Here is a 20,710-nt window from a genome sequence, read left to right as displayed (position 1 = left end):
CATGGCCAAAAAATTACCTTCCACGGATGTCGTGGTTGTCGGGCTCGGCTGGGCCGGATCCATCATCGCCAATGAACTCGCTGACGAAGGCTTGAAGATCATCGGTTTTGAACGCGGCCCGTGGCGCGATACCGCTACCGACTTCAACCTCGCTTCCGCCACTGACGAGCTGCGCTACTCGCGCCGTCAGGAGCTGATGCTGCGCACCAAGCAAAACACCACCACGATGCGTAACAACGTGACCGAAACCGCGCTGCCGATGCGCACCTGGGGTTCGTTTCACCCCGGCAACGGCACCGGCGGCGCAGGCAATCACTGGGCCGGTATTTCGTTTCGCTTCCAGCCCCATGAGTTTCGTCTGCACAGTTATCTGAGCGAGCGCTATGGCAAGGAATTGTCACCGGAACTGACCCTGCAGGATTGGGGCACGACCTGGGAAGAAATGGAGCCGCACTACACCAAGTTCGACAAGCTGGCAGGCGTTTCGGGCAAGGCCGGCAACATCAAGGGCGTGATCCAGGAAGGCGGCAACACCTTCGAAGGCGCACGTTCAGAGGAATACCCGAACCCGCCGACCGCCCAGACCTACGCGCCGACGCTGTTCGCCGAAGCTGCGAAAAACCTTGGCTACAAGCCGTTCCCGGTGCCGTCGGCGCTGGTGTCTCGCGCTTACACGAACTCCCTGGGCGTAAAAATGGGCGCCTGCACCTTCTGTGGTTTCTGCACCAATTACGGCTGCGCCAACTACTCCAAGGCCAGTGCGATCACTACCGTTTTGCCGGTGCTGATTCGCAAGCCGAACTTCACCGCCAAGACCAACTGCGAAGTCATCAAAGTGGTGATGGACAGCACCGGCACCAAGGCCACCGGCATCATCTACATGGACAGCAACGGTGATGAGTATGAGCAGCCAGCCGACCTGGTGGTGATCAGTGCGTTCATCTTCGAAAACGTGCGCCTGATGCTGCTGTCCGGCGTGGGCAAGCCGTACGACCCGGTGACCAACACCGGCACCACGGGCCGCAACTACGCCTACCAGACCGCCAACAGCGTGAAGATGTTCTTCGATGACAAAAACTTCAACCCGTTCATCGGTGGCGGCGCCATCGGCATGGGCATCGACGAATTCAACAACGATAACTTCGACCACTCAGGTCTGGGGTTCGTCGGCGGCGGCAGTACCCGTGTGACGCCGATTGGCGCAGCGCCGATCGACTCCCGTCCTGTGCCACCCGGCACCCCGGCATGGGGTTCGGCGTGGAAGAAAGCCACGGTCGACAATTACGCCAGCACCATGTCCATCGGTTGCGAAGCCAGCAGCTACTCGACGCGTACCAATTACCTGTCGCTGGACCCGACCTACAAGGACCCACTGGGCCGACCATTGCTGCGTATCACTTTCGACTTCCCGGAAAACGATCGCAAAATGGCCGCCTACGTGACGTCCAAGGTCACTGAAATCGCCAAGAGCATGAACCCGCGCCAGATGGTTCCCGCCGCGCAAACCGGACACTGGAACAGCGCGCCGTATCAGTCTTCGCACATCGTTGGCGGCTTCATCATGGGCGCCGACCCGAAGACCAGTTCGGTGAACAAGCACCTGCAAGTGTGGGGCGTGCCGAACCTGTTCGTGGTCGGCTCATCGGCCTTCCCGCAGAACCCTGGATACAACCCCACCGGCACCGTGGCCGCATTGGCATTCAAGGCGGCCGATGCGATTCGTACCCGCTACCTCAAGCGTCCAGGGGAGATGATCAGCGTATGAAGACTCTTCTGACTGTGTGCGCAGGCGTTATCGGCCTGTCGCTGAACATGGCGCATGCCGCAACCGGCGCCGATTCCTACAATCTGGTGGAAAAAGGCCGTTACCTGACGACTCTGGGAGACTGCACGGCGTGCCACACCCTGCCGGGCAAACCACTGTTCTCAGGCGGCGTGATTCTCGATACGCCGTTCGGCAAGCTCGCGGGTGCCAACATCACGCCGGACCCAGGGACCGGGATCGGTCGCTGGACCTTCGATGACTTCCAGAATGCAATGTCCAAGGGCCACGGGCTGGATGGCAAGTTGTTGTACGGCGCCATGCCCTACACCGCTTACACCAAGGTCAAGCGTGAAGACAATCAGGCGATTTTTGCTTATCTGCAAACGGTTGAAGCGGTGGACAACAAGGTTGAAACCAACCAGTTGCCCTTCCCGTTCAACGTCCGCACCAGCTTGATTGGCTGGAATCTGGTGAACTTCACCCAGGGCGAATTCAAGCCGCATCCGGACAAGTCCGAGCAGTGGAATCGCGGCGCGTATCTGGTTGAAGGTCTTGGGCACTGTGGCACCTGCCACACGCCGAAAAACCTGATTGGCGGCGACAAGAACGATAACTTCCTGGGCGGCGCCAACCTGCAAGGCTGGGTTGCGCCGAACATCTCTTCCAAGGCCCACGACGGCATTGGCGCGTGGACCGAAGAGGACATCGTCAAATACCTGAAGACCGGCGCCAACCGTTTTGATGTCGCTTCTGGCCCTATGGCCGAAGAAGTCGAGCATTCGTCCCAGCACTGGAAGGATGACGACCTCAAAGCGGTCGCTGTGTACCTGAAGGACGGCGCCAAGCCAGCTGACGCGCCAAAACCGATCGCGGCCAACGATGCAGCGATGGTTGCGGGCAAGGCGATCTACGCGGATCGTTGCTCGGCGTGCCATACGCCGAACGGCGAAGGTGTCGAAGGTCTGTTCCCGAAACTGGCCATGGGTCCGCTGATCAACAGCGCCGATCCGTCGTCGCTGATTCGGGTGGTCGTGGCGGGCAGCCGTGCCGGTGCAACTGACGCAGCACCGACTGCGCCAGCGATGCCAGCGTTTGGCTGGAACCTGTCGGATGACAACGTCGCCAACGTCCTGACCTACGTGCGCAACACCTGGGGCAATGCTGCGCCTGCGGTGTCGAGCGGTGACGTGAAGGACGTGCGCGAGGAGTTGCGGCCTAAATAAGCCGTAGCCTTTCGACGGTACAAAAATGCCCGGTCCCAGCAATGGAATCGGGCATTTTTTTGTCCGCTTCCCTCGTTCTGTAGGAGCCAACTTGTTGGCGAGCCGAATGAGAAAAGTCCGCCGGTCGAATGCCTCGCGAACAAGTTCGCTCCTACAGGGGACGGTGCAGTTGCACTTGTACGATGTCTTATCAGAAGGTATTACTAGCCCGCCGTCACAACAATAATCAACGGAGATCCCTCGATGGATTCCTTGCTACCTGAGCCTCTCCCGGGCGCCAGTCGCCGCAGTTTTCTGAAAACCTCCCTCGCCGTCTCCGCCACCCTCGCCACCGTGGGGGGCTTGTCCCTGCCGCGCCTGGTCAATGCTGCCGAGCCGTTGAGTCAGCGTTACCCCGACCCGCTGATCCAGATTCTCGACGACAGCTTCCTGGACCTTCGCATCTTCAACGCCAGCGTCGAAAAACTCGCCACCGGCATGCGCTGGGCTGAAGGTCCGGTGTGGGTCGGCGACGGGCGTTACCTGCTGCTCAGCGACATCCCCAATAACCGCATCATGCGTTGGGACGAGATCACCGGCGCGTTTTCGGTGTACCGCGAAAACTCCAATTTCTCCAACGGCCTGTGCCGCGATCGCCAGGGTCGGCTGATCGCCTGCGAAGGCTCGACCACCACCTCCGAAGGCCGTCGCATCACCCGCACCGAGCCCAATGGCACGATCACCGTGCTGGCCGACAGCTACGAAGGCAAACCCTTCAATTCGCCGAACGACGTGATCTGCAAGCGCGACGGTTCGATCTGGTTCAGCGACCCACCCTTCCAGACCGGCAACAACTATGAAGGCCACAAGATCACCCCGACCCAACCTCACGCCGTATACCGAATCCATGGCGACAGCGGCAAGGTCACGCGGGTGATCGACGACCTCAATGGTCCGAACGGTTTGTGTTTCTCACCCGACGAAAAAACCCTGTACGTGGTGGAAGGCCGGGCCAAGCCCAACCGGCTGGTCTGGGCGATCACCGTAAATGATGACGGTAGCCTCGGCGCCCGGCGCAAGCACATCGAAGGGCTGGAATATGCCGCGCTTGACGGCATCAAGTGCGACGAAGGGGGCAATCTGTGGTGCGGCTGGGGTGGCAATGGTGACCCGAAAGCGGACCTGGAAAAGCTCGACGGCGTGCGCGTCTTCAACCCCCAAGGCAAAGCCATCGGCCATATCTCGTTGCCGGAGCGCTGCCCGAACCTGTGCTTCGGCGGACGCGAAGGCAACCGGATCTTCATGGCCAGCAGTCACTCGGTGTACTCGCTGTTCGTCAATACGCGCGGGGCCACCTTCGCCTGACCTGGATGACTCGACAGCCTGCTACGGCTGTCGAGTCGCCCTGAAGAAAGGCTGCCTGGGACAAGACTTTCTGCTATGACTGATGCATCCGTCATCCCCCGCAGAAGGACTTCGCCATGCCGCATCTGCTCTACATCGAAAGCTCGCCCCGCAAACAACGCTCCGCCTCCATCGAAGTCGCTCACGCCCTAATCGACGCCTGGAAGGCCCAGCACGCGATCGCGACGGTAGACACCCTGGACGTCTGGAACACCCCGCTGCCAGAGTTCGATGGCGCGGTGCTGGATGCAAAATACGCCGGCATTCAGGGCATCGAACGCACCCCGGAACAGAAAGAAGCCTGGGCGCAGATCGTCGAACTGGCCGGGCGTTTCATCAAGGCCGACATCATCGTGTTTGGCGTGCCGATGTGGAACTTCGGCATCCCCTACAAGCTCAAGCACTTGATCGATGTGGTCAGCCAGAAAGACCTGTTGTTCACCTTCGACGAACGCGGCCTGAACGGTTTGCTCGACGGCCGCAAAGTGGTGGTCATCGCCGCCCGTGGCGCGCCACTGGACCGTGCCGAGCATCAGATTTCCTATATGACTACCTGGAGCGAAATGGTCGGCATCAACGATCAGTACAACATCGTCATCGAAAAGACCTTGCTCGGCCCTGACGTGGACGCCGAATCGCGAAAGGCCTCGACAGCTGCGGCCATTGAGCTGGCGGCGACGCTCTGATCACTTGGTGTCTGTCTCTGGGGCCTTCTCCTGCCGCGCTTGCATGATGCGCGGCAGGTTGGCCTCGATCCAGCTCGCCAGACTGTCAACCTGGGCGGCAACGTCTTCGCCCAAAAGCGTCAGCCGGTATTCCACGTGGGGCGGCACCACCGGCAGCGCCTTGCGCTCGACGAAACCGTCGTGCTCCAGACTTTGCAGCGTCTGCGAGAGCATCTTCTCGCTGATGCCGCCGATCTTGCGCCGTAACTCGCTAAAGCGGTGCATGCCGTCGCGCAGCACTACTAACACCAGAACCCCCCAGCGGCTGCATACGTGATTGAGCACTTCGCGGGACGGACAGTTGCGATCCAGCACCTCGCCCATTCTGAGCCTCATCAGTGAAGCGGTATTTTCAGGACCCACGCTCAACTTGTCATTCATGACACTTACCTTTTCGTACGTACTTACGAAAGGTTAGCACGATGTCTATGCTGGTGACTCACTTCACTGCCAAGGGCAAACATCATGTACGTCATCACCGGTGCTAATGGCCAACTCGGTCGCCTTGTCATCGACCTGCTGCTCACGAAGGTCCCCGCTGACCAGATCATTGCTGCCGTGCGCAGCCCGGAAAAAGCTGTGGACCTTGCCGATAAGGGCGTTCAGGTCCGCCAGGCTGATTACTCGCAGCCAGCAACGCTGGAAACGGCGTTCAGAGGCGCGACCAAAATCCTGCTGATTTCTTCCAACGAGATTGGTCAGCGCGCCGTGCAACACAAGGCAGTGATCGACGCTGCCCGCCGCGCGGGCGTTGAATTGCTGGGCTACACCAGCGTCTTGCACGCGGGCACTTCCAGCCTGGAACTGGCCGAAGAACATCGCCAGACCGAAGTGGCGATCAAGGAATCCGGCCTGCCATCGGTGATCCTGCGCAATGGCTGGTACACCGAAAACACTACCGCAGGGGTGCCCAATGCCCTGGCCCACGGCGCGCATTTTGGCTGTGCCGGGGATGGCCGTTTCAGCTCCGCCGCCCGCGCCGATTACGCAGGCGCCGCGGTGGCAGTGCTGACCTCGGGCGAAGCGCAAGCTGGCAAGATTTACGAACTGGCGGGCGATGAGGCATTCACCCTCAGCGAATTTGCCGCCGAACTGACGCAGCAGTCGGGTAAGACTGTGGTCTACACCAATCTGCCGGAGCCCGGCTACAAAGCGGCGTTGCTGCAGGCCGGTTTGCCTGAAGAGTTCGCGCAGTTGTTGGCCAATTCCGACAGCGCTGCGGCACAAGGCGCGTTGTTCGATGACAGCCGCGTGTTGAGCCGATTGATCGGCAGGCCAACCACGCCCCTGGCCCAGACGATTGCCCAGGCTCTCAAATAATTTCGGTAGCGCCGCAAATCCAATTGGTTTGTGCTCGACCGATACTCTGCAAACATCACAGGTCCCTTGTAGGAGCCGACGAGCCCCAGCGAGGCCGCGATCCGGTGTGCAGCGCTGGCAGCAGTAGTGAATGCGATACGCCTACGACTGCTGCGCAGCCGATCGCGGCCTCGCGCTGCTCGTACGCTCCTACAGGGTCTGCGGTGGCCGCCGACAGACGCTTGTGATCCCTTGTTAGAGCCTCGCCTGGACTGGGGGCGCCTCAACCCGACTGAATGATTTGGCTTCTCAACGGTCCGACCTTATGAACAGAGCATTACGCACTGGATAAGGAGCTTCGTATGAACAGCAAATCGCTCATGGCCTGTGTTGCACTCCTGGGCTGCGTTTCTGTCACAAGTCTCACGGTGCAGGCGGCGGATGCGCCAGAACATCCAGAACAGAAAGTTCAGCAATCCAAGGACAATATGCGCGAGCTTGAAAAAGGCGACCGCGCACCTGAAAAATTCCAGCGCCCTGGTGCTGCCATCCAGAACTGGAAAGCCCACGGGCTGCACGAGCCCGCCGAGCAAAGCCAGTGGGTGCAGATTCACAACAAATTCGTTCAGGTACAAACCACCAATGGTCAGATCACTGACATCGTACCCATGAAGAACAAGGGACCGGTCAAGAAGTAAGCACGCATGACGGCAGTCACACGCTGCCGATCCGTTGCCAAAGGAATAAAAAAAGGAACACCCCATGACGTTGAAATCTTTGTTAAGCAGCATGGTTGTAATCACTTGCATGAGCGGCGCCAGCCTGGTGGCGCAAGCGCAGACCCCGGCAACGCAAAGCGTTCAGGCCGAGCACACCAACAAGCAGTACAAAGTCGGCGACACCGCTCATAAGCTTTATCAGGACGAGCGCCTGGGCATCAAGGACTGGAAAGACAAAAACCTCAAGCCGCCTCAAGAAGGCAGTCAGTGGGTCACCATCAGCAACAAATACGTGATGGTCGAAATGGAAACCGGCAAGATCCTCGCCATCGCACCGATGACACACTGATCTCCCAATCTGATACCCCGACCGATCGCCAAATGCCCGGACGCTTTCCGGGCATTTTTGTGTCTGAGAGCCGCAAAACCCTCTGGCCCGCGGCCTGGCGTGGTGAATTCGATAATGAAACCCACGCCTGAAGGGCAATAAAGGTTGGACGCTAACGATTACCCCCCTTAACCTTGCCCGCTGTTTACCGTGTTGAAGGCCAGGGTCCGATGTCGTCTGTTTTGAACGTGCTGTTACCGATCTTCGCCTTGATTCTGGTGGGCTACCTATGTCGTCGCACCAACCGCTTGGGCGAGACCGCCGCCTCGGAAATCAACCGAATGGTGGTCTGGCTGTGTCTTCCGGCGTTGCTGTTCACTGCGACCGCCACTGCGACATGGGAGCAGATCTGGCACCCCGGCTTCGTCGCTGTTTTCACCCTGAGCACTATGGCAATGTTTGTCGTGACGCTGCTCATCCGCCGTAAAAAAGCCGGGCATTTTGCCGACGCCAGTATCGATGCACTCAGCGCTTCCTACGCTAACACTGGCTATATCGGCATCCCTCTGTGCGTCATGGTGCTGGGGGATGGCGGCCTGGAGCCCGCGCTGATCGCTTCGTTGCTGGTGGTCTGCGTGCTGTTCGGCATCGCTTTGGTGTGCATCGAAATCGGCCTGCAAAGTGAAGCCCGCGTACACCGGATCGTGCTCAAGGTGTTGACTGCACTGGCCAAAAATCCGCTGGTGGTGTCGCCCATCCTCGGGGCATGCTGGGCCTCGACCGGAGTGCCGCTGCCGGGCGCACTGGACAAATTCCTTCATCTGCTGGGCGCCGCGACTACCCCTTGCGCGCTGATTTCTCTGGGGCTGTTTCTGGCCCACAAACAACAAGGCCCGCGCCAGGGCACGAGCCTTTTGGTGTTGATCAAACTGATCGCCCATCCCCTGTTGACCTGGTTTCTGGCGTATCGGGTGTTCCACCTGCCGCCGCTGTGGGCTAACTCGGCTCTGCTGCTCAGCGCCCTGCCCACCGGCACAGGCCCGTTCATGCTCGCCGAATACTACAAGCGCGAGGCGTCGGTGGTGTCGAGCACGATATTGATCTCGACGTTGGGGTCTTTGGTGACCTTGTCGCTGTGTATCTACTACATCAAGGGCTGAATAGCGGCACGTTCCTGTAGGATCCAACTTGTTGGCGAGACATCCAGCGAGCAGTGTCAGGCACGCCGCCTCGCGAACAGGTTCGCTCCTACAGGGCCCGCGTTTAAACGAACATCCCGCCCGACGCTTCGATGCGCTGCGCCGTGATCCACCGTCCGCCTTCGCTCAACAGCATCGCCACCGCCGCGCCGATATCGTCCGGCTGCCCGGCCCGGCCCATGGCGGTGTTGGACGCGACCCAGGCGTTCACGTCCGAGTTGTCGCGCACTGCGCCGTCGCCGAAATCGGTCGCGATCGCGCCGGGGGCCAGGCTGTTGACGTTGATGCCCCGAGGTCCCAACTCGTTAGCCAGGTAACGGGTCCAGACTTCGACCGCTCCCTTCATCGCTGCATAAGCCGCGTAGCCCACCGGCGAGAAGCGCGTCAGCCCGGTGGTGATGTTGATAATACGTCCGCCGTCGGCAATCAACGGCAGCAGCTTTTGAGTGAGGAAGAACGATCCCTTCAGATGCACGTTCACCAGTTGATCGAACTGCGCCTCAGTAGTGTCGGCAAAACTGGCGTGTGCCGCGACGCCTGCGTTGTTCACCAGAAAATCAAAGCGTTCGGCCTTGAAATAAGCGCTGAGCAACGCCTCCACTTGCCCGGCGAAACCCTCAAAACGCCCGCTGTCGCCAACATCCAGCTGCAGCATTTTGCCGCGAGCGCCGAGCGCCTCGATCTGGGCCAGGACTTTCTGCGCTTCTTCGACATTGCTGTGGTAGGTACCGATGATGTCCACGCCTTGTGCCGCCAGGTGCAGCGCGGCGCTTTTGCCCAGGCCGCGACTGGCACCGGTGATGATTGCGATCTTATTGCTCATGGCTGATTCCTCAAGTAGCTGGTCAGTGAATGAACGAGAGCTTATTGTTCGCTGGCCATTCGATAAATACGCCACAATCGAAATCACTGATCGCCCTGTCCGAACAATGAACGGTACCTGTGCATGAACAAGCTGGAGCTTTTGAAGACCTTCGTCCGCGTCGCCGAGCTGTCGAGTTTTACCCAGGCCAGCGATGCATTGGGCCTGCCACGCTCCACCGTCTCTGAACAGGTGCGGCTGCTGGAAGAACTGCTCGACACCCGTTTGCTGCAACGCACCACACGCAAAGTGCAGACCACCCCGGACGGTCAGGTGTTGTATGAGCGCAGCAAGGACGTGCTCGCGCAGATGGACGAGCTGGAAAGCCTGTTTCGCAGCGACGATGCAGCTCTCAGCGGGCGCTTGCGGGTCGACATGCCGACGGCGGTTGCGCGCAAAATCGTGATGCCGAAGATCGGTGAATTCATCGCCCGTCATCCCTTGATCGATCTGGAAATCAGCAGCACCGACCGCCGTGTCGATCTGGTGCGCGAAGGCTTCGATTGCGTGATGCGCGTCGGCGAGTTGCCCGACACGACGCTGGTGGCGCGGCACGTGGGCGACTTCCCGATGATCAACGTGGTCAGCGCCGGTTATGCGCAACTGCATGGGGTGCCGCTGACGCTGGATGATCTTCAGCAGCATCGGCTGGTCAATTACGTCTCGACCTTCGGCGCAAGCAACGCGGCGTTCGAGTACCGCCAGGACGGCAAAGACTTCCGTCTGCCCATGCCCTGCAGCGTAACGGTGAACAATGTCGAGACCTACGAGGCGGCGTGTCTGGGCGGTCTGGGCATCATTCAGGCGCCACGCATGGCCAAGCGGGAAGCGGTTGAACGCGGCGAAATGGTGGAAATACTCCCTGATTTCCTACCCTCACCCATGCCCGTGTCCCTGCTGTACGCCCACCGCCGCCATCTGCCCGCACGCTGCCGGGCGTTCATGCAGTGGATGGAGGCGCTGCTGCGTGAACATGGGGCGTTGGTTTAAGTCTCCCAGACATCCACAGCCTCTGCAGGAGCGAACTTGTTCGCGAGGCGGCTTGGCAGCTATTAGTCAAAAGCCTCTCGCGAACACGTTCGCTCCTACAGGGCTCCGCGGTGGAGCCGTAAGGAATCAGCCGTCAGATAGCCCTGGTCTTCAACGCATCCGCGATGAACTCCGCCTGCCGGATCGCCAGGGTCACGATGGTCAGCGTCGGGTTTTCGCCGGCGCTGGTGGTGAACTGACTGCCATCGGAGATGAACAGATTGGGGATCTCGTGACTCTGCCCGTGACCGTTGCACACCCCGTCCTGGGCCTTGGCGCTCATGCGGCAGGTGCCCAGATTGTGAGTTGATGGGTAAGGCGGCACGCGATGCACCTTCACCGCGTCGACCGCGTTATACAGCTTCTCTCCCTGGACGAATGCATGCTCACGCATCGCCAGATCATTGGGGTGATCGTCGTAATGCACGTTCGCCACCGGCATGCCGAAACGGTCCTTGACCCCATCGTTGAGGGTGATGCGGTTGCTTTCCTGGGGCATGTCTTCGCCGACGATCCACATCCCGGCCATGTGCGTGTACTGATCCATTACGCTGGTGAATTCCCGACCCCATGCGCCGGGATTGAAAAACGCCGCCATGAACGATGGCCCAAGAGACACGGTTTCCATCTCATAGCCCCCGACAAAACCCCGGTCCGGCTTGTGGTGGATTTCGTCGCTGATGATCCCGGCCATGATCGTGCCGCGATAGAAATGGACTGGCTCCTTGAATTCGGCAAACACGCTGCCGGTGGTGTGGCGCATGTAGTGCTTGCCGACCATGCCCGCCCCGTTGCCCAGGCCCTGAGGGAACAGCGTGCTGGAGGAATTGAGCAGCAAGCGCGGGGTTTCGATGGAGTTACCTGCCACCGCCACCACCTTGGCTTTCTGGCGTTGCATTACGCCCGCCGAATCGGCGTAGACCACCGCGTTGACCCGGCCCGTTTCGTCGTGCTCGATACGGATCGCCTGGGAGCCAGGCCGCAGATCCAGTTTGCCGGTGGCCTCGGCAGCGGGAATTTCGGTATACAGCGTCGACCACTTCGCGCCCATCTTGCAGCCCTGAAAGCAGAATCCCAATTGCTGGCAGGACGCGCGACCTGCGCGGGGTGCGCTGTTGATCGCCATGTGCCCGGTGGAGCACTCTTTGTAGCCGATCTTTTGCGCGCCGTTGTACATCACTTTGAAGTTGTTGTTGCCCGGCAAACCAGCGATGTCGTTGGTCCGGGTCACGCCCATTTTGTCTTCAGCGCGGGCGTAATACGGCTCCATTTCTGCCAGCGTCACCGGCCAGTCCAGCAGGTTGGCGCCTTTGACGGCGCCATAGGTTTGCAGCGCGCGAAACTCATGTTCCTGAAACCGCAGACTGGCACCGGCCCAGTGGGTGGTAGTACCGCCGACGGTTTTGCAGATCCAGGCCGGCAGATTGGGAAAGTCCTTGGCCACCCGCCAAGAGCCCGACGTGGTGCGCGTATCGCCCCAGGACAGTTGAGAAAAAGACGGCCACTCATCGTTAATGAACGTGGCCGTGGATTGCCGGGCGCCCGCTTCGAGCAATACAACTGAAACACCTTTCTGGCACAACTCATTGGCCAGGGTGCCGCCGCCAGCGCCGGAGCCGATGATGACTACCACTGAATCGTCGTCGAACGTGTAGTTGGTCATGACTGCGCTCCTCAGGCAAATGGGTTCGGACTGGCGTCGAGCGGCGGGTTCGGCAACCATTTCAGGTCATTGAAACCACGCATCAGATAGCCGCCTTTTGGAAAGGAAGCGCCTTCGTAACCAAAGTGGTTGTAGGCCAGTTCGTTGCTGTAGAGGGTGTTGACCGAGACGCCGCGCACCAGGCTGAAAAATTCGCTGGTCTGCACGTCCTTGAGGATGTCCACCTGCTTGTCTTCGGGGAGCTTGGCCCACTCCCCGCCTGCGCGCTGATCGAGGTCGGCGATGCCTTGTTTGAGCAGGCTGGCAACGCCGGGGTCTTGGGAGGCGCGTTCATCGAGCGCTTTGACGGAGAACGCATATACGGCGTCTTCCATGGTGTCGTGGGGAAAAATACGGCGGATGACCAGCAGCAGGCGACTGCCGGTGTCGCTGTCCAGCGTGCTCATTTCCAGCGCCCAGGTGCGACTTGGGGCCAGCAACGCGATGGGACCGGAACCAAACAGCAGGGTGCCCAGCAGCAAGCCGCCGCTTCCCTGTAGGAAACGACGTCGATCAAGCTTCAGGTCAGTCATGGCTTTTGTCCTTGTTATTTTTTTTGTAGGTACGTTTGCTGCTTAAATATTAGTTGGGGTTTGGCAGGTCAGGTAATAGCGAGCTACTACAAGGGAATATGGTTATTCCTTTTAGCAATCAGCGGGTTAATAGACGAAATCGCCGTGACCCACAACGCGGTTATGCCAGCGGGTAACCCTTTGTTTTCAACGGCTTGAGCTACGCTTGCAGAGACGGAAATTCGTTAAGTTTGGGTTCAGCTACGAGCGCTACTCTGGCCCGATCAACATCAACGCAAGACGTGATCCGATGAAAAACCGTGCCCTTGCCTTCCTGCCTGCCTTACCGCCCGGTAAAGCCGCATCCGCTGCCAGCTACTTCGGTCGAGCCGCTCTGCCTGGGAACACAGGCACTGTCATCGACTTTCAGTTAGCACAGGATCACCAACGCGTTGAAACCGACGCGCAGATTCTGGATTACTACCTCTACCTCCCGTCCAGTCTCACCCCGGAACAATGTATTCAGGGCAGGAAAATTCTGACCTGGTCCCGCGAGGCGCTTGCGTTCAGGTCGGGGGCTTCGGTCAAAGCCATAGAGGCATTTGAATCAGGCGCAGGAGACCTGCTCTGCGTGACCAGACAAGCGCTGGCTTACGCCCTCGAAACCGAAGGCCTGCTGTTTTTCCCAGGTCACGAGCCGTTCAAGGGCAACGGCTGCCCGGGGGCTACGCTTGATCCTCGGCAGCGCAGTGACTTTCATCTGATCGAGTGAGCGACGCTATAGGACATGTAGGAGCGCGCTTGCCCGCGATGCGGTGTTTCCAATGATGCGGTGTTTTCAATAATGATGCATTGCTGACCCGACGCCATCGCGGGCAAGTGCGCTCCTACACATTTGGAATCCAGAGGCTGGGATTATCGTAGTAGTCCGGTACTACCCGCTCCCGACATCCGGTTTCTACACTGGCGAAATTGTCAAAGAAGGAAATCTGCCATGTCGTTCGTCAGCGAAACAAAGCCCGGCGTCTGCCTGACGCCGGATGCCGTGACCCAGGATTACGTGTTCAACCACACCATGCTGCGCGTCAAGGACCCTGAAAAGTCCCTGGATTTCTACACCCGCGTGCTGGGCATGCGCTTGCTGCGACAGGTGGACTTCCCCGAGGGCAAATTCTCCCTGTTGTTTCTGGCGATGACCAAAGGCGAATCAGTGCCGGAAGATCAATCAGCGCGTATGAGCCACACCTTCAGCCGCGAATCGGTGCTGGAACTGACCCACAACTGGGGCACCGAAACCGATGATTCGCAGTACCACAACGGCAACAAGGACCCACGGGGGTTCGGCCATATCTGCTTTTCAGTCCCTGATATCGAAGCGGCCTGCGCGCGCTTTGAATCGCTGAACGTGCCCTTCGTCAAACGCCTGGATAAAGGCATGAAGCACGTGGCGTTCATCAGCGATCCGGACGAATACTGGATCGAGATCGTGCAGGCGGATTTGTTGGGGAATCTGGGGCAGTAACCCCCAGGTTCCAAAGCCCGCGGGCGAGTCCGGTTCCCCTCAGCAAATGCTGATCACCGTGGGAGCGGACCTGTCCGCGAATGGGTCGTCTCAGGCGACAAATTCATGTGCAGTACGAGCCTCTTCGCGGACGGGTCCGCTCCCACGGGTCAGGCGTAGATTCGGGAGATCGCGCATAGACCGATCGCGCAGCCCTACTTCAACGCCGCCACCACCGCATCGAAAAACACCATCGGGTCCACAGGCTCTTTCTCTACCGGTTTGGGCTGCGCACCGAAGGTGACGATCACTACCTTGTTGGCAGGGTTGACGTAGATGTTCTGCCCTTGAATCCCCACCGCCGCGAACGCACCATCCTTGACCGACGCTTCGGTCCAGGCGGTCCACCACATGTAGCCGTAATCCAGCGGCTTGCCGCCCTTGAGCTCCTTGGGCGTGGTGGCTTCCTTGACCCAGCCGTCAGGCAAAATCGACTGGCCGTCGATGGCGCCGTTGTTCAAGAAAAACAGCCCGAACCGCCCATAATCCCGAAGCGTCGCGCTGATGCCGCTGCCGCCAATCTCCACGCCATCGGGTGAATCGAGCCACCAGTTGGCGTCGCTTTCCATGCCGAACGGCGCCCAGATTTTCTGCGACAAATAGTCAGCCAGCGGCATCTTCACCGCACCGCGCACCACTTCGCCGAGAATCTGGGTTTCGCCGGTGCTGTAATTATTGAGGGTGCCCGGTTCAGCGGCCTTGGGCAGCTTGCCCATCAGCTCGACCGCTGACCCCGGTTTTTGCGAAATCTGCGCGTTGAGCAATGCTCGGCGATCCGATTTCGGGTCGGTGTAGGTCTCGTTCCACTTCACGCCCGAAGACATCATCAGCACGTTGCGCAGGGACACGCCGTCGTAAGCGCTGCCCTTGAGCTTGGGCACATAATCGACCACTTGCGCATCCAGGCCCTTGATCAGGCCGTCCTTGATCGCGACTGCGGCCAGCGTCGAGGTAATCGATTTGGCCATGGACATCGACATCCAGCGGGTCTTCTCGGTGTTGCCGCGCTGATAGGTTTCGTAAACGATCTTGCCGTCCTTGATCACCAGCATCGCGGTGATGCTGTCCAGTGCAACGAAATCGTAGAGGTCGTACTTTTTGCCGTCCTGGGTGAACTTGACGTTACCCAGTTGCTTGTCACTTTTAGGCAGCGGATACGGATGCCCGCCCGCCTTGATGGTGTGCGTGGGGAACAGCCGATCGATGTTGCGATAAGTGCTCACTGCCAAGTCCGGGAGCATCGCGCCGTCGTAGATTTGCTCGACAGTGCCGATGGGCTCATAGCCGTGGGGGTAAGCAGGTTCGTCGGCCCAGGACGACAGGGAGAAACCGCTGGCTATAAGACTCAGCGCCAGGGCAACAGGTGAATGACGCAGAGGAGAACGCTCAAGCGGATCGGTGTCGGGAAGGTGTGCTGCCAACATAACGCATCCTTATTCTTCTGACGGCGGGAAGGTGGCCGGTGCCTTGTCAGGCTTGCGGCGCCCGTTTCTACCTTAGTCCAAGATGGCGGTCAGCACCCTTGCCTGCCCCATAAACAAAACCACCGCCATAAAGGCGGTGGTTTTTTATTGCGCGCGGCTCAGATCAGATTCAGACCTTGACGATCCAGCCGGCCGGCCCTTCCAGATCACCGGTCTGCACGCCGGTGAGTTCAGCGTACAAACGCTTGGTCACAGGACCCACATCGGTTTCGCTGTGGAACACGTGCAGCTTGTCTTTGTAGCTGATGCCGCCGATTGGCGTGATCACGGCAGCGGTCCCGCAGGCACCGGCTTCCTTGAACTTGTCCAGCTCGTCGATCAGCACATCGCCTTCGGTGACTTTCAGGCCAAGACGGCTGGCAGCCAGCTCGATCAGCGACAGGCGCGTGATACCTGGCAATACCGACGGCGATTTCGGCGTGATGAATTCGTCGTCATGGGTAATGCCGAAGAAGTTGGCCGAACCGACTTCTTCGATTTTCGAATGGGTCAGCGGGTCCAGGTAGATGCAATCGGCGAAACCGCGCTTCTTGGCATCGACACCCGGCATCAGGCTGGCGGCGTAGTTGCCACCGACCTTGGCCGCGCCGGTGCCTTGCGGGGCTGCACGGTCGTAGCTGGAGATCAGGAAGTTATGCGGGGTCAGGCCGCCCTTGAAGTAAGGGCCGACCGGGATGCAGAACACCGAGAAGATAAACTCAGGTGCGGTGCGCACGCCGATGTTGTCGCCGACGCCGATCACGAACGGACGCAGATAGAGCGCGCCGCCGGTGCCGTAAGGCGGGATGAAGCGCTCGTTGGCGCGGACCACGTCCTTGCAGGCTTCGATGAACATCTCGGTCGGCACGTTGGGCATCAACAGGCGGTTGCAGCTGCGTTGCATACGGGCGGCGTTCTGGTCCGGGCGGAACAGGTTGATCGAGCCGTCCTTGCAGCGATAGGCCTTCATGCCTTCGAAGCACTGCTGACCGTAATGCAGCGCTGTAGAGCCTTCGCTGATGTGCAGCACGTTGTCTTCGGTCAGCTCGCCTTTTTGCCAGTCGCCATCAATCCAGTGCGACACATAGCGCTTGTCAGTCTTGATGTAGTCAAAACCCAGCTTGTCCCAATCGATGCTCTCGTTACCCATGACACCCTCTATTTCTTGGCTAGCGCGCCCGGCGTGAGCGGCGGCTGACTTATCAACAATATGGTCTTGAAGGCTCGGGATCGGCATGACCGTATCCCGATGTTTCGCCATATTACTGATTTTTCGCCCGACCGACTCCCTTTTCAAATCGGCGTGCTTCGTGACAGTCTGGGCGACGCCCCCCGGTCACAGGTTTGTCCTCATGCTCAGAAAAGTCGCCGACCAGTGGTATTCGCTGCACAAGATCGATGACGCCATCACGCTGATCGACGAACCCCACGTCACGCCGTGGCTGCGCTGCAATATCTGGCACATCCGTGGGCGCGATCAGGACCTGGTGGTGGACACCGGCATGGGCATCTGCAGCTTGCGCGATGCCGCGAAGAATCTGTTTGGCCAGCGGGTCAGCGCGCTGGCAACCCATGTGCATCTGGACCACATCGGCTGTCATCACGAATTCGACGAATGCCTGGTGCATCGCGCGGAAGCTGACGGGCTGCGCAGCGCCGATGGGTATTTCACGCTGGTCGAGCCAGGCTTTGACCCCAACGACTACACCCTGCCCGCCCTGAGCGATGAACACTTCGGCCCCATCATCAGCGCCTTGCCATCGCCCGATTACGACCTGGACACCTGGCGCATCAAGTCGGCCACCGTGACCCGGACCCTGGAGGAAGGCGATGTCGTCGATCTGGGCAATCGTCACTTTGACGTGTTGCACCTGCCCGGCCACTCGCCCGGCAGCATCGGCCTGTGGGAAGCGTCGACGCAGACGCTGTTCTCGGGGGACGCGATCTACGACGGTGAGCTGATCGACAACTTCGCGCACTCCAATCTGGACGACTACGTGCGCACCATGCAGCGATTGCGGGAATTGCCCGTCAGCGTGGTACATGGCGGCCACGGCAAGAGTTTCGGGCGGGCGCGGCTGATTGAGTTGGTGGACGGGTATCTGGCGCGGTTTTGATTGATCGTCATGCCCGGCATGGGAGCGGTTACCGAAATCCTGTAGGAGCGAATTCATTCGCGAGCGGTCTTTAAATCGAATACATCCGTCTGCTCCACCACCCGATCATCAGGGGAACCCCTCACATGCCCGCCGACGCCCAATTCGACACGCTGTTAAACCTGATGCACAGCAAATCCCTGGTGGTGCTCAGCGGCGCGGGCATCAGCACCTCGTCGGGCATTCCGGATTACCGCGACAGCGAGGGTGTCAGACGTGGACGGCAGCCGATGATGTTTCAGGAATTCCTCAACGCCCCCGAAGCGCGCCGCCGCTACTGGGCGCGGGCGATGCTGGGCTGGCCTCGGGTGCGAATCGCAAGGCCCAATGCCGCCCACGAGGCGCTGGCGACGCTGCAAACCCACGGCATCATCACCGGCGTCATCACCCAGAACGTCGACACCCTCCACGACCAGGCCGGCAGCCATGATGTGGTGGAACTGCACGGCAGTCTGCATTGGGTGGTCTGCCTGGATTGCCGCCAGCGCACCGAGCGCGACGTGATTCAACTCACCCTTGAAGCGCAAAACCCCTATCTGGCAGGCGTGGATGCCACCCAGGCGCCGGACGGCGACACGTTGCTGGACGAGTCCTTCGAAGCACGCTTTCAAGTCCCGCACTGCCCACACTGTGGCGGTGAGCGGATGAAACCGGACGTGGTGTTCTTCGGTGAAAACGTCGCGCCGCCCACCGCTGCCAAAGCCATGGCCCGCATCGAACAGGCCGATGGCTTGCTGGTGATTGGCTCGTCATTGATGGCGTACTCGGCATTTCGCTTGTGCCGCACCACGGTGGATCAGGGCAAGCCGATCATCGCCATCAACATCGGCAAAACCCGCGCCGATGATGTGCTGACGATGAAGCTTGAAACCTCCTGCGAACAGTTGTTGCCTCGCTTGACCGAGCAGCTGATTCGCTAGGCATCAACGCCGATTGATCGCCGGCAACGCTGCCAGTGCGCGCTCCCAGATCTGCCTCGTCCGTACCCAGACGATTTCCTGCCAATCCGCATCAGCCGGATAGAACTGTTCCAGCAGCCCGCGTTTGATGCGCTGACCCACCGCACCGAGCGGATCACCATGCAGGTGCAGCCAATGATCGTCCCGCAGGTGCCCGTGTACATCGGCACCGGGATAGGTGCCGCACTCAATCACAAACGGCATCAAGTACACCTGTGGCAAATCGTCCACCAGCATCTGCGAGGTATAGCCGGTGGAGGTCGCCGACACGCCGGTTTCACTGACTTTGTTTGCCCCCGTCACCAGCGTGAACAGCCAGGGCCCGAACAGCGCCTGAGCATCGGCCAGCGCCGGATAGGCGGACTCGACGATGCTCATCAGCATCGGATGCCCGTAATCGCCAGCCCCCGTGTGCAGGTCAAAACAGGTCACCACTTCAGCCCCTTTCAAATGCGTGGCGATGATCCGGCGCAGGGTCAGGTTTGACCAGCTCGGCGCCGTGCCGCCATAGAACAGGCCGTCGGCAAACTCGTACTGACCCGCCTCCACCACCGACATCAGCCCGGCCCAGCCCTGCTGCGCAATCTGCTGATCAAAGTGCGCATCGGCACGCTCACGCTCCGCCCCCTGTAATTGCGCGCAGCTATAGATGTCATGCACGGAGCGATAAGCCGCGTTGTTCGGCAACGGTTTGCTGAAATCCAGATAATTGCGGTTCTGATCCAGATTGTCCTCGTTGACCCGGCGCATCCACGCTGTGCCCCACGGGTTGATCAGGTGAATCATCAGAATCGCGACGTCTTCGGGCAGCGTCCGCTCGCTGAACGTCTGCAGCCACCGTGTCTGGCAGTCCGATCCGTAATAGCCCTCGACACCATGAGTACCACTCAAGGCGACCAGTACTCGTTTGGCGTCGGGCGCACCCAGCCAGGCGACGTCGGTAAAAAGCGCTTCACCAAACGGTCCTTTCAGCGGGTGCGGATACTCGGTCAACCGGGCGCCGGAGTGATGTGCCGCAGACAGAAAACGCTCACGCAAGGCGCTATAACCGGGGCTGTCAGGGAAAAGCGTGGTCATGGAAGATTCTCACTGGGCAGAGGACGACGTCGGCATTGTAGGCCGGGTCAGGAAGCGTCAAATGAAAGGCATATAAATATTGTTACAAAAAGACATGTTTCTGGCACATTTCTTTCTTATGGAACGTGAGTACCACAACGTGAACACGGCAACCCCAGTGAAACCGCGTAGTACTACGCACTTGAGTGCTCACCCTGCACCAACGTGTAAACAAACGGACAGCACCCTGTCCATAACAGTGCAGGACGCGACCATTAGCCCGCGTCCAACGATAAGGAATTCGTTACGTGCATCAATTACCCAAACCCCATTGCGCTTCGTTGTTGCTCGCCACCCCCGCCTCGCCCTGCCCGTACCCATCGGCGCCTGAATGCATCCACAGCGCGTTTAGCCGAAAACCCTTGTCACCTTCCCTAGGCACATCCGTCTGATTTTTTGATCGTCGACAGCCTCTGATCAAACGCGAACTCACGTCCGCTGTTTGCTCTTATTTATTTTTGACGCTGCGCCAACTGCGCGGTTGACTGTTGATTCATGAACAGCGGAAGACACTAAAGAGCTATCCAGCCGCCATTATAAAAACGGGACATTTCCGTTCAGATAGTTGCACTAATGCGCCATAGCCGTGCTGCACCGGCTTAACGAATTCGTTCGCCTCGCAATCGACGCATGTTCAATCTCTGACCCACCAGTCACTGTTAATTTATATGGAGATTTTTTCAACTATGCACACTTAAAAGCCCGACGC

The 20,710-nt window shown here is 59.4% G+C and carries 20 protein-coding genes; 13 read left to right on the top strand and 7 right to left on the bottom strand.

Going from position 1 to position 20,710, the window contains the following annotated elements; translation table 11 throughout:
- The first annotated feature begins 1 nt into the window (after nt 1).
- The 4 genes from ACWKV9_RS27200 (at nt 2) to ACWKV9_RS27185 (ending at nt 5,057) form a co-directional block, all read left to right on the top strand.
- Complete coding sequence (locus tag ACWKV9_RS27200) at nt 2-1,765, top strand: GMC family oxidoreductase (protein ID WP_483839206.1); 1,764 nt, start codon at nt 2-4, stop codon at nt 1,763-1,765.
- Nucleotides 1,762-2,988: a c-type cytochrome gene (locus ACWKV9_RS27195; protein ID WP_483839205.1), complete on the top strand. Its 1,227-nt coding sequence runs from the start codon at nt 1,762-1,764 to the stop codon at nt 2,986-2,988. The genes ACWKV9_RS27200 and ACWKV9_RS27195 overlap by 4 nt, the downstream gene beginning before the upstream one ends.
- 243 nt (nt 2,989-3,231) lie before the next feature.
- Nucleotides 3,232-4,332, top strand: a complete 1,101-nt coding sequence (locus ACWKV9_RS27190; protein ID WP_483839204.1) for an SMP-30/gluconolactonase/LRE family protein — start codon at nt 3,232-3,234, stop codon at nt 4,330-4,332.
- A gap of 116 nt (nt 4,333-4,448) precedes the next feature.
- Nucleotides 4,449-5,057: an FMN-dependent NADH-azoreductase gene (locus tag ACWKV9_RS27185; RefSeq protein WP_483839203.1), complete on the top strand. Its 609-nt coding sequence runs from the start codon at nt 4,449-4,451 to the stop codon at nt 5,055-5,057.
- Here ACWKV9_RS27185 and ACWKV9_RS27180 read toward each other — a convergent pair whose 3' ends face one another.
- Complete coding sequence (locus ACWKV9_RS27180) at nt 5,058-5,477, bottom strand: winged helix-turn-helix transcriptional regulator (RefSeq protein ID WP_483839202.1); 420 nt, start codon at nt 5,475-5,477, stop codon at nt 5,058-5,060.
- Between the two features lie 84 nt (nt 5,478-5,561).
- Between ACWKV9_RS27180 and ACWKV9_RS27175 the strand changes: the two genes are divergently transcribed.
- The 4 genes from ACWKV9_RS27175 to ACWKV9_RS27160 all read left to right on the top strand — a co-directional run bounded on the left by ACWKV9_RS27175 (nt 5,562) and on the right by ACWKV9_RS27160 (nt 8,602).
- A complete protein-coding gene (locus ACWKV9_RS27175) occupies nt 5,562-6,416 on the top strand; it encodes an SDR family oxidoreductase (protein ID WP_483839201.1) in 855 nt (284 codons plus the stop codon).
- 341 nt (nt 6,417-6,757) lie between these two features.
- On the top strand, nt 6,758-7,093 hold the full coding sequence (locus ACWKV9_RS27170) for an RcnB family protein (protein WP_483839200.1): 336 nt from the start codon (nt 6,758-6,760) through the stop codon (nt 7,091-7,093).
- 64 nt (nt 7,094-7,157) lie between these two features.
- The gene (locus tag ACWKV9_RS27165) at nt 7,158-7,463 is read left to right on the top strand and encodes an RcnB family protein (protein WP_483839199.1); all 306 of its coding nucleotides are present in this window, start codon (nt 7,158-7,160) and stop codon (nt 7,461-7,463) included.
- A 209-nt stretch (nt 7,464-7,672) separates the two neighbouring features.
- Nucleotides 7,673-8,602: an AEC family transporter gene (locus ACWKV9_RS27160; RefSeq protein WP_483839198.1), complete on the top strand. Its 930-nt coding sequence runs from the start codon at nt 7,673-7,675 to the stop codon at nt 8,600-8,602.
- Between the two features lie 103 nt (nt 8,603-8,705).
- Here the strand turns inward: ACWKV9_RS27160 and ACWKV9_RS27155 are convergent, their stop codons facing one another.
- Nucleotides 8,706-9,464, bottom strand: a complete 759-nt coding sequence (locus ACWKV9_RS27155) for an SDR family NAD(P)-dependent oxidoreductase (RefSeq protein ID WP_483839197.1) — start codon at nt 9,462-9,464, stop codon at nt 8,706-8,708.
- 123 nt (nt 9,465-9,587) lie between these two features.
- On the opposite strand from ACWKV9_RS27155, the gene ACWKV9_RS27150 reads away from it, so the two are divergent.
- On the top strand, nt 9,588-10,493 hold the full coding sequence (locus ACWKV9_RS27150) for a LysR family transcriptional regulator (protein ID WP_483839196.1): 906 nt from the start codon (nt 9,588-9,590) through the stop codon (nt 10,491-10,493).
- 133 nt (nt 10,494-10,626) lie between these two features.
- On the opposite strand, the gene ACWKV9_RS27145 is transcribed toward ACWKV9_RS27150, so the two are convergent.
- Nucleotides 10,627-12,195 carry a GMC family oxidoreductase gene (locus tag ACWKV9_RS27145; protein ID WP_483839195.1) on the bottom strand — a complete coding sequence of 523 codons (1,569 nt, stop codon included), beginning with the start codon at nt 12,193-12,195 and terminating at the stop codon, nt 10,627-10,629.
- Nucleotides 12,196-12,206: 11 nt separating this feature from the next.
- Nucleotides 12,207-12,767: a tat (twin-arginine translocation) pathway signal sequence gene (locus ACWKV9_RS27140; RefSeq protein ID WP_483839194.1), complete on the bottom strand. Its 561-nt coding sequence runs from the start codon at nt 12,765-12,767 to the stop codon at nt 12,207-12,209.
- A gap of 289 nt (nt 12,768-13,056) precedes the next feature.
- Here ACWKV9_RS27140 and ACWKV9_RS27135 point away from each other — a divergent pair, with 289 nt between their 5' ends.
- Together ACWKV9_RS27135 and gloA are read left to right on the top strand one after the other, a co-directional pair.
- Nucleotides 13,057-13,518, top strand: coding sequence for an XRE family transcriptional regulator (locus tag ACWKV9_RS27135; protein WP_483839193.1), 462 nt, complete (start codon nt 13,057-13,059; stop codon nt 13,516-13,518).
- Between the two features lie 222 nt (nt 13,519-13,740).
- Nucleotides 13,741-14,268, top strand: coding sequence for a lactoylglutathione lyase (gene gloA, locus ACWKV9_RS27130; RefSeq protein ID WP_483839192.1), 528 nt, complete (start codon nt 13,741-13,743; stop codon nt 14,266-14,268).
- 194 nt (nt 14,269-14,462) lie between these two features.
- Here gloA and ACWKV9_RS27125 read toward each other — a convergent pair whose 3' ends face one another.
- Together ACWKV9_RS27125 and ACWKV9_RS27120 are read right to left on the bottom strand one after the other, a co-directional pair.
- Complete coding sequence (locus ACWKV9_RS27125) at nt 14,463-15,731, bottom strand: serine hydrolase domain-containing protein (protein ID WP_483839191.1); 1,269 nt, start codon at nt 15,729-15,731, stop codon at nt 14,463-14,465.
- 169 nt (nt 15,732-15,900) lie between these two features.
- Nucleotides 15,901-16,920, bottom strand: a complete 1,020-nt coding sequence (locus tag ACWKV9_RS27120) for a branched-chain amino acid aminotransferase (protein ID WP_483839190.1) — start codon at nt 16,918-16,920, stop codon at nt 15,901-15,903.
- 202 nt (nt 16,921-17,122) lie between these two features.
- Here ACWKV9_RS27120 and ACWKV9_RS27115 point away from each other — a divergent pair, with 202 nt between their 5' ends.
- On the top strand, nt 17,123-17,887 hold the full coding sequence (locus ACWKV9_RS27115; protein WP_483839189.1) for an MBL fold metallo-hydrolase: 765 nt from the start codon (nt 17,123-17,125) through the stop codon (nt 17,885-17,887).
- A 125-nt stretch (nt 17,888-18,012) separates the two neighbouring features.
- Nucleotides 18,013-18,846 (top strand): NAD-dependent protein deacetylase, encoded by an 834-nt coding sequence (locus ACWKV9_RS27110; RefSeq protein ID WP_483839188.1) that lies wholly within the window; start codon nt 18,013-18,015, stop codon nt 18,844-18,846.
- A gap of 3 nt (nt 18,847-18,849) precedes the next feature.
- Here the strand turns inward: ACWKV9_RS27110 and ACWKV9_RS27105 are convergent, their stop codons facing one another.
- A complete protein-coding gene (locus tag ACWKV9_RS27105; protein WP_483839187.1) occupies nt 18,850-19,962 on the bottom strand; it encodes a DUF2817 domain-containing protein in 1,113 nt (370 codons plus the stop codon).
- Between the last annotated feature and the right edge of the window lie 748 nt (nt 19,963-20,710).

The organism is Pseudomonas corni (genome assembly GCF_057128765.1).
Note: the sequence above shows the minus strand (reverse complement) of the source record. Positions and strands in the feature narration are given on the sequence as shown.

Coding starts and splice junctions, on each gene's coding strand:
- ACWKV9_RS27200 (WP_483839206.1), top strand. CDS start 2: ATGGCCAAAAAATTACCTTCCACGGATGTCGTGGTTGTCGGGCTCGGC.
- ACWKV9_RS27195 (WP_483839205.1), top strand. CDS start 1,762: ATGAAGACTCTTCTGACTGTGTGCGCAGGCGTTATCGGCCTGTCGCTG.
- ACWKV9_RS27190 (WP_483839204.1), top strand. CDS start 3,232: ATGGATTCCTTGCTACCTGAGCCTCTCCCGGGCGCCAGTCGCCGCAGT.
- ACWKV9_RS27185 (WP_483839203.1), top strand. CDS start 4,449: ATGCCGCATCTGCTCTACATCGAAAGCTCGCCCCGCAAACAACGCTCC.
- ACWKV9_RS27180 (WP_483839202.1), bottom strand. CDS start 5,477: ATGAATGACAAGTTGAGCGTGGGTCCTGAAAATACCGCTTCACTGATG.
- ACWKV9_RS27175 (WP_483839201.1), top strand. CDS start 5,562: ATGTACGTCATCACCGGTGCTAATGGCCAACTCGGTCGCCTTGTCATC.
- ACWKV9_RS27170 (WP_483839200.1), top strand. CDS start 6,758: ATGAACAGCAAATCGCTCATGGCCTGTGTTGCACTCCTGGGCTGCGTT.
- ACWKV9_RS27165 (WP_483839199.1), top strand. CDS start 7,158: ATGACGTTGAAATCTTTGTTAAGCAGCATGGTTGTAATCACTTGCATG.
- ACWKV9_RS27160 (WP_483839198.1), top strand. CDS start 7,673: ATGTCGTCTGTTTTGAACGTGCTGTTACCGATCTTCGCCTTGATTCTG.
- ACWKV9_RS27155 (WP_483839197.1), bottom strand. CDS start 9,464: ATGAGCAATAAGATCGCAATCATCACCGGTGCCAGTCGCGGCCTGGGC.
- ACWKV9_RS27150 (WP_483839196.1), top strand. CDS start 9,588: ATGAACAAGCTGGAGCTTTTGAAGACCTTCGTCCGCGTCGCCGAGCTG.
- ACWKV9_RS27145 (WP_483839195.1), bottom strand. CDS start 12,195: ATGACCAACTACACGTTCGACGACGATTCAGTGGTAGTCATCATCGGC.
- ACWKV9_RS27140 (WP_483839194.1), bottom strand. CDS start 12,767: ATGACTGACCTGAAGCTTGATCGACGTCGTTTCCTACAGGGAAGCGGC.
- ACWKV9_RS27135 (WP_483839193.1), top strand. CDS start 13,057: ATGAAAAACCGTGCCCTTGCCTTCCTGCCTGCCTTACCGCCCGGTAAA.
- gloA (WP_483839192.1), top strand. CDS start 13,741: ATGTCGTTCGTCAGCGAAACAAAGCCCGGCGTCTGCCTGACGCCGGAT.
- ACWKV9_RS27125 (WP_483839191.1), bottom strand. CDS start 15,731: ATGTTGGCAGCACACCTTCCCGACACCGATCCGCTTGAGCGTTCTCCT.
- ACWKV9_RS27120 (WP_483839190.1), bottom strand. CDS start 16,920: ATGGGTAACGAGAGCATCGATTGGGACAAGCTGGGTTTTGACTACATC.
- ACWKV9_RS27115 (WP_483839189.1), top strand. CDS start 17,123: ATGCTCAGAAAAGTCGCCGACCAGTGGTATTCGCTGCACAAGATCGAT.
- ACWKV9_RS27110 (WP_483839188.1), top strand. CDS start 18,013: ATGCCCGCCGACGCCCAATTCGACACGCTGTTAAACCTGATGCACAGC.
- ACWKV9_RS27105 (WP_483839187.1), bottom strand. CDS start 19,962: ATGACCACGCTTTTCCCTGACAGCCCCGGTTATAGCGCCTTGCGTGAG.